The organism is Bradyrhizobium sp. USDA 327 (genome assembly GCF_041262065.1).
In the GTDB taxonomy this organism is placed as follows: Bacteria; Pseudomonadota; Alphaproteobacteria; order Rhizobiales; family Xanthobacteraceae; genus Bradyrhizobium; species Bradyrhizobium liaoningense.
Genome location: NZ_JBGCCW010000001.1, coordinates 7,038,437 through 7,048,465 on the forward strand (window position 1 = coordinate 7,038,437; position 10,029 = coordinate 7,048,465).

6 protein-coding genes are annotated in these 10,029 nt (G+C 61.2%); 4 read left to right on the forward strand and 2 right to left on the reverse strand.

Annotation, left to right across the window (positions count from 1 at the left end; all coding sequences use genetic code 11):
• Positions 1-41: 41 nt before the first annotated feature.
• Entirely contained in the window at positions 42-1,742 is a 1,701-nt protein-coding gene (locus tag ABIA42_RS33305) for a recombinase family protein (RefSeq protein WP_370117218.1), read from the forward strand.
• Positions 1,743-1,985: 243 nt separating this feature from the next.
• Complete coding sequence (locus tag ABIA42_RS33310; RefSeq protein ID WP_370117216.1) at positions 1,986-2,822, forward strand: abortive infection family protein; 837 nt, start codon at positions 1,986-1,988, stop codon at positions 2,820-2,822.
• 319 nt (positions 2,823-3,141) lie between these two features.
• Here the strand turns inward: ABIA42_RS33310 and ABIA42_RS33315 are convergent, their stop codons facing one another.
• A complete protein-coding gene (locus tag ABIA42_RS33315; protein WP_370117213.1) occupies positions 3,142-3,759 on the reverse strand; it encodes a hypothetical protein in 618 nt (205 codons plus the stop codon).
• 243 nt (positions 3,760-4,002) lie between these two features.
• On the opposite strand from ABIA42_RS33315, the gene ABIA42_RS33320 reads away from it, so the two are divergent.
• On the forward strand, positions 4,003-4,368 hold the full coding sequence (locus tag ABIA42_RS33320) for a hypothetical protein (RefSeq protein ID WP_370117210.1): 366 nt from the start codon (positions 4,003-4,005) through the stop codon (positions 4,366-4,368).
• Between the two features lie 285 nt (positions 4,369-4,653).
• Here the strand turns inward: ABIA42_RS33320 and ABIA42_RS33325 are convergent, their stop codons facing one another.
• Positions 4,654-8,064 carry a TM0106 family RecB-like putative nuclease gene (locus ABIA42_RS33325; protein ID WP_370117208.1) on the reverse strand — a complete coding sequence of 1,137 codons (3,411 nt, stop codon included), beginning with the start codon at positions 8,062-8,064 and terminating at the stop codon, positions 4,654-4,656.
• Between the two features lie 140 nt (positions 8,065-8,204).
• Here ABIA42_RS33325 and ABIA42_RS33330 point away from each other — a divergent pair, with 140 nt between their 5' ends.
• Complete coding sequence (locus ABIA42_RS33330) at positions 8,205-10,028, forward strand: AAA family ATPase (protein WP_370117205.1); 1,824 nt, start codon at positions 8,205-8,207, stop codon at positions 10,026-10,028.
• The last annotated feature ends 1 nt before the right edge of the window (position 10,029 follow it).

Genomic DNA, 10,029 nt, shown 5'->3' on the forward strand with positions numbered 1-10,029 from the left:
CATTTACTTGGGAAAAACTTCCATACGGCAATCTATACTGCATGAGTACGAAAACCGCATTCTCCTATATCAGGTTCAGCAGCCCCGAACAGGCCAAAGGGGACTCATTCCGCCGCCAGAGCGAGAAGGCGGCTGAATGGGCGAAAAACAACGGTTACCAGATTATTAAGCGCTGGAGCGATCTGGGCGTATCCGGCTATCGCGGCAAGAACGCGCGGACGGGCGGCTTCGGAGAATTCCTGCGGGCGGCTGAGGCCGGCGAACTACCAAAGGACTCCGTCCTGCTGGTGGAGAACCTGGACCGGGTGTCGCGCGAAACCCCGCGCAAGGCGCTTGAGCTCTTCCTCCGCGTGATTGGCCTGGGGATCGGCATCGTCACGCTCACCGACAGGCAGACGTACACGGCCGAATCCGTGGACGCCGATCCCACGGGCATGGCGCTCTTCGGCAGCCTGATGGTGATGATCCGCGCGCACGGGGAGTCCAAGCTGAAGGCGGTCCGCATCTCTGCCTCCTGGTCGCGCAAGCGCGAAGCGGCCCGGGCGAAGTCCCTGCCGCTCAGCGACCGCATCCCCGGATGGCTCGATTCCAAACGCAACTCGGCCGGACGGCGCATCTTCACGGAGAACAAGGACCGGGCCGACATCGTGCGGCGCATCTTCGACGAGACGGTTCAAGGACTCGGCCGACGGACGATCTGCAAGGGCCTCAACCGCGACAACAAGCTCTCGTTTCTCTCCGAGAGCGGCTGGCAGCCTTCGAGCGTAATCAAGATCATCCGTTCGCGTACGACCGTCGGCGAATTCCAGCCACATCGGCGCGACGAGAAGGGCCGCCGCGTTCCGGACGGCGATCCCATCAAGGGATACTATCCGGCCGTGATCGACGAGGCTTTGTGGGTCCGGGCGAACGCGGCGGTCGACGTCCGTCGCAAGGATTCGGCCGGTCGTCCGCAGGCGGACGTCGCCAACCTGATCCGCGGCTTGGCGCGGTGCGCCTGCGGAACGCGGATGATGTTCATCAACAAGGGACAACCCCCAAAAGGGGGGCGCTACTACCGCTGTTCGGCCGCGTCCCGCGACGCCGGTTGCGAGAACAAGCGGCTCTGGAACGCCAAGGACGTCGAACGCTACCTCCTCCACCAGATCGATCCCGCGCGCATCGCCGCCGCCTTCGAGCCCTCGGCGAAGCGCGCCGGGCCTTCCCCCAGGGAATACGACCTCCGGATAGCCGAACTGACCGCGATGAAGAATTCGGCCATGGATACCGCGCTCCGCAACGCGGGCAAGAAGATGGCGGCCGAATGGGAGAGCCGCGCCGAAACCCTCGTCGAGGAGATCGCGCACGTGCGTAAGCTCCGCGACGATGCCGTCGCAGCGGAGAGGTCAAGGCCGCATTTGCCCACCATGCAGACCGCACTCGGCACGGTCGCGGCGATCGCGGCAAAGCTCGAAAATTCGACGGACGAGGAGAAGGTGCCTCTTCGGACCGGCATCGTGCAGCAGCTCCGGACGGTGTTCTTCGAGATCGTATTCCGGCCTCACGCTATCATCGGTCTGATCGAGATGCCCGACAAGCCCAAAAGCCTGAAGGGGGCATTCGGCCTACCGAAACCGATCGAGATCAGGAAGGGCGAGAAGGGCGAGAGATACTTCTACAGGCACGTTTTCTTCCGGGACGACCCGGCGGAACTGGAGGCCATGGGCGGCGGCAAGGGAGTCGTCTTTCCTCGCTTTTCGTGACGCGAAACGTGGGTGAAGACGCGCGTACAACGGTCCAGCAGCTCCAGATGATCGGCAGGCGACCGTGCCGGCAAAGACCGCTCTCGAAGCCCCTTTTGCCGACGCCAGGGGCCCTTGAGAAGACCATCCCGTCCGAAAGCCTTGAATCCGCCGAGGTCTGGGCCGAACTCTCGTCCTTTGCCGCAGGTCGATTGTCTATCCGTGCACATACACCTAGCTCCTCAGTCCCTCGAAGCCTTAGCAATGGTGATCTCCGGCGGCGGCGGCCACGATACGGCGCCCCCTATCGGCATCTACCGGTCGGCTTCGAAGCTCGAATCCTTCATGCGCGGCTGCAACGTCGCGATGAGCGTCGGCAACGGATCTCGAATTCCGGCCCTGATCGAAGCTTTGGAGCGGGCGAACCGCGGCGGCGATCAGACAATCCTGAGAAACATCATCGAGCGCGCCGCGGACCCGCGCGATTTCCTTTCCGATCCCGACAGGCTGCAGGCCGTCGTCGACTATCTGAACGCGCGCCTGGCATACGACGGGCTCGAGCTGCAGCGTGTCGGACAGCGGGTTCGGCTCGGTACGCCGGGTAGGTCATCGAGCGTGGTGGATGCGCTGGTCAATGCCGCCGCCATCATCGACTTCGACACGGTGAACCGAGACCTCGAGAGGGCGCTCGCCAGCGCGGAGAACGACCCCGAGGACGCGGTGACGTCGGCGTGCTCGGTCGTGGAGAGCGTCTGCCGGTCGGTACTGATCGAGCTTGGCCTGCCTCTACCCGGCAAGAAGGACGTGCAGGGCCTGTACCAGGCGGTCCGAGAGCCGCTCGGATTGACGCCGGACAAGGTGGGTGTTTCCGATGACATCGCGAACGACGTGCGTACCATCCTCGGCGGCTTGAACTCGGTGGTGAACGGAGTCGGCGCGCTCCGGACCCACGGTGGTGACGCCCACGGTCGCGAACGAGGTTACCGCCGGATCGACCCGCGCATCGCGCGGCTCGCCATCCATTCCGCCAGCACGGTTTCGCTGTTCCTGGTGGAGACGTGGCAGAAGAAGTATCCCGCAAGGCAGCTCAAGTCGCACTAAAAAACGAAAAGTCGCCATGAGCATCCTGATGTGCAGGCCGACAAGTTCGAGCATCGGCGTGTGATCTGGCATCCGCACTCGCGGACGAGATCTAAGCGCTTCCAGAGCGCCGATTTCATGTACTCGAAGCGTGACAGCGCAAAGCTGGATCAAGAGCGAACCTTGCCCTGAGAGTTTCCCAATTGCGGGGCACGACCGGTCCATCCTATCGGGCACCCAGGGCTGCTCGTCTCGATAAGGCAAAACCGCCGGTCAATAAGATGACCGGCGGTTTTCGGAAGGCTACTTCGTCGTATGCTCGTCCTGGAGCGGGTGGGCTTTAGGGCGTCGATTCATCGTCGTTCTCCGTGTTCAGGTGCGCACAAAAAAACTGGGCTTGGCGCTTCGCCCAATAAAGGAAGATGTGCTTGTTGAAGTCGACGAGCGTCGCACCAGCCTTGATGCTGTACCCACGCGGGTCTTCTTCGACGATCCACAAGCCTACTTCCTTTAAATCTGGGGCAGCTTCCGTGAGGATGCGCTGCCGATATTTGTGATGATCGGGAGTCTTGAGCTTTTTGAAGGTGTTGCGAGCGAGCTCGCTGGCGGAGATTGTTTCACCCAGATGGCGCAACGAATATCGGACGCTGTTGGAGAACCTCTCGTCGCCGACAACACGTAAGGCGGCCTGGACATATCGCCGCTTCTCAGCGTCACCGAATTTTAGAAGATACGCCGGCAGCCACGCGGCCAGACCCCTGGTCAAAATTCGGTTGTTCATGAATGCGATAAAATGAACAGCCTTCTCAGGTAAGATGTCGCCGTTGAAAATAAGCCGCTGCTTCTCGGGATCGTCGTCGTCGATCAGCTTCGCCGGATCAAGCAAAGGCTCAAGGTCGTTGTTGATAGCCGTTGCAAGGAGAGCAATCCGCTCTTCTCGCGATAGTTGGCGCTGCATCCTTGGTCTCCTGGAAGATCAAACGGCACGCCCCCGCCCGAATACTGCAAGGGCGCCATGCACGTGTCCATGACCTATCTGTGCCCCCCTTTCGTAGGGCGCCTGGAGCCCCGGCACGCCTGCACCGACATATGTGCCCCAGCACCTAAGCCCCGACAAACACTCGGTATTTCGCGGTCCGGCCGGAAGTCCTAGCCTGCTCATACCGCATCGCCGATGCGGCCAACAAAGGAGCACGGACCAATGATTTTCGAGAGCAAGAACGTCACGCTTTCCGCCTTGGCGCTGGCAGCGGCGCTGATCGCGACGAGCTTCGACGTCCAGCCGGCGCGCGCCGGCGGCGCGGAGGTCGCAACCGCGGCCGGTTGCCTGTCCGCAGGCGATCCGACCGCTATCGCGGCCTGCACTGCTGCCGGCTTCACCATCAACGAAGCTCAGAAGTGCATCGTTTCCGGCGGCAAGGACTGCTTCGGTCCGAACAACGATCTGGTCAAGACCGTTGACCGCACCATTGTCGGTCCGGCGAAGGATATCGCTTCCGGCGAACTCGGCCGCAGCGACCAGTCGGTGTGGCGCAAGATTGGCCTCCCGCGCGTTCGCCTCTGGTGATCCTGCGGCGCCGCGCAGGCGCTTCATCACAAGCCGCCCAGTATTTCAATGCTGGGCGGCTTTGCTTTGGTTCGCGGAGCCGCGAATGAAGACGGAAGTCCGTAAATGCCAAGAGGCCGCGCGCGTGCGATGGCGATTTGTGACAGCGAATTTTCAGCGGTCTGCCCGCCGTCGGCAATTCGAAAGCGAGCACCCGATAACGAGAGAGTCTCACCCAGCGAACCATTCTCTCAAAAAAAGCACTATAAAAAAGCGAACTCTTTCGAGAGAAAAGAGCATTTTTACCTACGATACCCGGCAAAGCACGGAGGCCAGCTCGACATAGCGACAGAACGCATTTGCGAGCTGCATCTGGCGAGGTGTCCGACACTCGGCCTCGAATAGGCGCGGCGAGGCGACCACGATGCAGATACACTTCGCCCGCGAAACCGCGACGTTCAGTCGGTTGGCGCTGTACAGGAATTCCATTCCGCGTGGCGCGTCCGCATGACTGGAGGTCGCCATGGAATAGATGACGATTGGCGCCTCCTGGCCCTGAAATTTGTCCACGGTGCCGATGCGAGCGCCTGGAAGTCGCTCCTGAAGCTCGAAGACTTGCGCATTGTACGGCGCGATGACTAGGACATCGTCGAGCGAGATCGGGGACTCACTACCTTTCTGGTCGACCCAGGTCGTGCCGGATCCCAGGATGTCCGCGATGAGGTCGCGGATCGCATCGGCTTCTTCCGGCGACGAACTCTGATTTCCGTCGTGCTGGACCGGAAGGTACCGAAGGCCAGAGCCGTTAAGTCCGGACTTGGTCCTGATTTCCTGCCGCTCAAGTCCCGGCCGAGATTTTAGGCGACCTTCGTAGAACAATTCCGAGTTGAAGGCACAGATGAGCGGATGGAGCCGCCACGTCTCGGCGAGGAACAGACCCCGATCGCCCGGAATGGTGGCATGAGGGCCGAGGACGTGGTCCAGGGCCGAAACTCCGACGCCATCAGGATGGCTTCCTTGAATCGGCTGCTCCAATTGCCGCGGGTCTCCCAGCAGGACGACGCTCTGCGCAGCTTGTGCGACGGCCAGCACGTTTGCGAGAGCCATCTGCGCGGCTTCATCGATGAACAGCACGTCGACGCTAAGGCGTGCGTCCGGCCGGGCCCAGAAATACGATGTCCCGCCGCCGACGGAACAGTTCGTCTGCAGCGCACCGAGGGCATGCTCGTTCTTCTTGACGAACTTCAAGTTGTCGAGATCGTCTTCTTGATGCTTCTCATCGACCTTCTGAACGCAGCGGATCGGAAGACCTTCTTCGCCTGCAGTCTCGACGACCTCGTCGAGAAGATTGCGGATGACCTTGTGGCTATTGGCTGTTATCCCAACTCGCTTTCCTGCGCGCACAAGAGCGCAGATCATGCGGGCCCCGGTGAATGTCTTCCCGGCGCCTGGCGGCCCTTGAACCGGATAGACGCTCTGGTCCAACCCAAGCGCGACCCGCGTGGCGGTCTTCAAACTATCTTCGCCCACGATCTGCAGGCTCTCTCCCTTCAGCCGCGGCGCGGTCGATAGGAGAAGATCACGCGCGGCGCGGTGCTCGCCGGCTCCTTCGATTCCATTCTCCGCCACGTACTGCCCCAGCCGGAAAAGAGCCTCGGGACGCTCGTCGCGATCCAGCGATTTGTGGGCGAAGACAGCTTCCGGATGGAATTCCGCTGTGTCGCCTCGCTTCTTGATGTCGATGGTCCGATCTTCATGCGAAATGGCGACGACGCTACCGAACTTCTGCCCGCCGACGCTCCTGAGCTCGCTGTCGGGCCGAAGATCGGTATCTTGAAGGACGAAGCTGTACCTATGAACTGGCACCTTTGCGGTGCCACCGGCTGCTTCCTTGAACGAAAGCCCGGAGAGACCAGCACGTTCGTGGAGGAGGTCATCGGCAGAAAGATCACGTAGCCGGAAATATTCCCACCAAACGGCCTTCTTCTCCCGGCCGTGAAAGTCCAGCATGAAAGCCAGCAGCCAGCGGGCCTGCTGCTCGACCGTCCGCTCGGCGACGTCGTCTGGAATGCCTTCCGTAAGCCGACCGACGAGCGCTGCCACCCTCTTCTGCCAATCACCAAGTTTTTCGCTGACCTCGGCGGGCTTTGGAACGGGCCGTTCGATCACTTCGCCACTGGCAATGAGACTGGCGCGCAGCGCTTCGAGCCATTCCCGCAAAGCGGCCGTCGAGTCACAGTCATCCTTGTTGTAGCCGCGGATCGTGTCCTTGTCCGCATCGGGAACGCCGGCGGCATCCGCCATTTCAAGGCGCGCCTGAGTTCTGGCCATGACCGCCCCGACGTCCTCCAGCGGAACGCTGCGGGTAAACGAGTACAAGGGCTCCAGCTTCTTGATCGAATAGCTCTCCACGCTGGCACGAATCCCGTGGCGGACGACGGCGAACAGATCGACGAAGATCTCGGCCCGCAAAAGGTTGTCGACTTCGTTCTCGCGCGAGGCGTAACGGCCCATGAGGCGCTTCATGGTGGCCGGTTCGTACGGCGCGAAATGGTAGATGTGCAGGTCGGGGTAGGATTTGAGGCGCTCTGTTACGAAGTCGACGAAGCGCTCGAATGCGGCCCGTTCTTCCCGCCGGTCCGAAGCCCAGTCGCCGACGTACGTCGGCTTCCCTTCGTGATCGAGGAAGGCGTAGCCGAACAGGAATTCCAGGCCGCCTTCCCCAACGAAAGGATCACCCTCGAAATCGAAGAAGATGTCGCCTTGAGACGGCGCGGGAAGCCGTGACAGGCCGAAGCCGGCGATCGGCGGTAGCGCCTCGTACTTCATCGAGCCGCTCGTTCTGCCTTCGACCTGAATTCTTGCCTGTTCGCGCACCTTTTCGTAGCTTTTGGCAGCCCCGCGTTCCGGCCTCCATTCCAGGGGGATGGGCATGGTGGCGAGCGCGGCCGTGCTGCCGACTCCGCGTCTGGTCAATTCTCCGACCTGCGACTTGCTGATACCGGCGACCAGAGACAAGTGGTCGTCCCGCCGCCTTCGATCGTCGCAATCGCGGCGCCACCGGCAAATGTCGCAATGTTCGATCGGTTCGGGATAGGCGGCGCCGGCGGCGTTGGTGATAGCCGTTTCGAGGCTGGATCTCACATGCCGGTAGTAGGCTGAGTAGTCGGCGATACGGTAGGTTTCCGGCTCAAAATTCGTACCCGGGGTTACGACGTGGGCCACAGTCGGCTCGACCCCCTGCATCGCGGAAAGCATATCCGAATACAGCGATATCTGCAGAACCGTATTCCCCTTCGTTTCGCGCGCGAGCTTCGTATCGGTAACTTCGTACGACCAAGCACCGAACCGACTCGGCGTTTCCACGCGGCGGAGCACGTCGGCCCGGCCGTTCCAAATCCCCGTTTGCAATGCTCCTTGAACGATGACCGCATCGCCGCGGGTCATGGCCTCCAAAGTCGCCGAAATGGACTTGGGATCGAGCCCTACTCCATCGATCACCGTCACAGCCATGCCGAGCGTCTTCAGGTGGTCGATGAAGGCCTGTTCGTGCGCGGCACCGCGCTCGGCAAGGGTCTCAAGAACCGGATCCCAGACCTTGGGCTTCTGAAGCTCGCCCTTGGCCACTTTGAGATCGAGTTGCGTCAGATACGTACAGTTCAGGTGCCCGACCAGATCGGTCGAACTAAGGTACAAACTCCCACCGACGTTCTGCATTCCCCACCACAATGCCGTTCGGCGACGACCCTACTCGGCCGGCTCGCGTGCGCCATTATGCCATTTTCCTAGGCGATCGGGCTCGAAAGAGGCGAATAATCTACTATAGTCGCGCAAAGAGTGTGGACGGGGGTAATTCGGTGGGAGCCGGTACGATCGAGAAGGCGAGATGGCTGCGCGATTTGCTCCGGTTTCTGCCCTTGCGAAGTCAATTCGTCCTTTCGGGCAATACCAGGGATCTCCAGATCCATGAGGCCGCGCCCGGCCAGATCACATCGGTATCTCTCGCCCGAGCTTTGCCGGACGCGCTGAAGGACGCCGGCTACGGTCGGATCGCGAGCTTCGATCTGTTGAACGGTTTTAGAGCCCTCGAACCGTCCGACGATAGCTTCCTGACGCATCTTGGGCTTTCGCCTGCTAACGGGGTCGCCGCCGGCGGCATCGATCTATTGGCCTCGGCTCTCGAGCGGCATGTTCCGTCCGGCGGTCCGCCGGCGGCCCTTATCATCGACTTCGCGTCGCGCTTGATCACCCGCAGCGAGGCCCTCTCTCCCGCCGAACATCAGCTTTTTTCGCGCGCATTGATCCTTTCCCATTCTGCGCGCGCGCGCCCGGCCGGCGATCGTCGTCAGCCATTTTTCAACACGGTGATCTGGATCGTGGACAAGGAAGGAGACCTTCCCGACTGGTTCCTGATTGGCAATCCACGTATTCGGCACATACCGATCGGTCGGCCTGACCACCTGGCGAGGCGGACCATGATCAGTTCGTTGATGCGGGGACTTCCCGGCGCTCAAGATGCCGCGCCGGCCGATCTGGAGAAATCGACCAATGGATTCATCGACGAGACCGAAGGGCTCCTGCTTCTCGATCTCAGCGCGATCGCACAGCTCTCCCGGAGCGAAAACGTCTCGTTCGATCGCATCTCCGATGCGGTTCGGCGGTTCAAGGTCGGCGTCACCGAAGACCCGTGGCGCAAAATAAGCCACGACAAGATCAGCTCGGCGGACGAGTTCGTAAGGCGCCGCGTGAAGGGGCAGGCGCACGCTGTCACGCACATGCTCGACATCGTGAAACGCGCCGTCACCGGCATCGGGCAATCGCCGAGGGGAGGCCGACCGAGGGGCGTCGCTTTCCTCGCCGGCCCCACCGGGGTTGGGAAGACGGAACTCGCGAAGACCATTACTAGCCTGCTCTTCGGCGACGAGAGCGCATACATCCGCTTCGACATGTCCGAGTTCAGCGCCGAGCATTCCGATCAGCGCTTGATCGGTGCCCCACCCGGCTATGTCGGCTACGACGTAGGCGGCGAGCTCACCAACGCGATCCGGGAAAAACCATTCAGCGTCGTCCTTTTCGACGAGATCGAGAAGGCACACCCGCGAATCCTCGATAAATTTCTTCAGATCCTAGACGACGGCGTTCTCACCTCGGGACGAGGGGATCGCGTCTACTTCTCTGAAGCTTTTATCGTCTTCACGTCTAATCTCGGTATCTACACCCCCGGCCCCACGGGCGAGCGGATCGCGAACGTGACGCCCGAGGAGACGTTCGATGCGGTCAAGCGGAAGGTCCGCGCCGAGATCGAAAAGCACTTCAAGCAAGTGCTAAACCGTCCGGAAATCCTGAATCGCATCGGCGAGAACGTGATCGTCTTCGATTTCATTCGCGGCGATGTCGCCAACGAGATCTTCGATCAGATGGTGGACAACCTGCTGAACGACGTCAAATCGCTAGGCTACGACGTGACACTGTCGGAGCAGGCCCGCGCGACGCTGCGCGGTCTGTGTCTGGCGGATCTTTCGAACGGCGGACGCGGCATACGAAATCAAGTCGAAGCCCATCTCATCAACCCGCTTTCGCGCGGTCTTTTCGATAGCGGCGCAGCAGTAGGAAGCCGATTTCGGGTCTTGGAAGTTCAAACCGGGGCTTCGTCGACGCTTCGTCTCGAAAGCGAGCCCTAGA

Coding starts and splice junctions, on each gene's coding strand:
- ABIA42_RS33305 (WP_370117218.1), top strand. CDS start 42: ATGAGTACGAAAACCGCATTCTCCTATATCAGGTTCAGCAGCCCCGAA.
- ABIA42_RS33320 (WP_370117210.1), top strand. CDS start 4,003: ATGATTTTCGAGAGCAAGAACGTCACGCTTTCCGCCTTGGCGCTGGCA.
- ABIA42_RS33310 (WP_370117216.1), top strand. CDS start 1,986: ATGGTGATCTCCGGCGGCGGCGGCCACGATACGGCGCCCCCTATCGGC.
- ABIA42_RS33325 (WP_370117208.1), bottom strand. CDS start 8,064: ATGCAGAACGTCGGTGGGAGTTTGTACCTTAGTTCGACCGATCTGGTC.
- ABIA42_RS33315 (WP_370117213.1), bottom strand. CDS start 3,759: ATGCAGCGCCAACTATCGCGAGAAGAGCGGATTGCTCTCCTTGCAACG.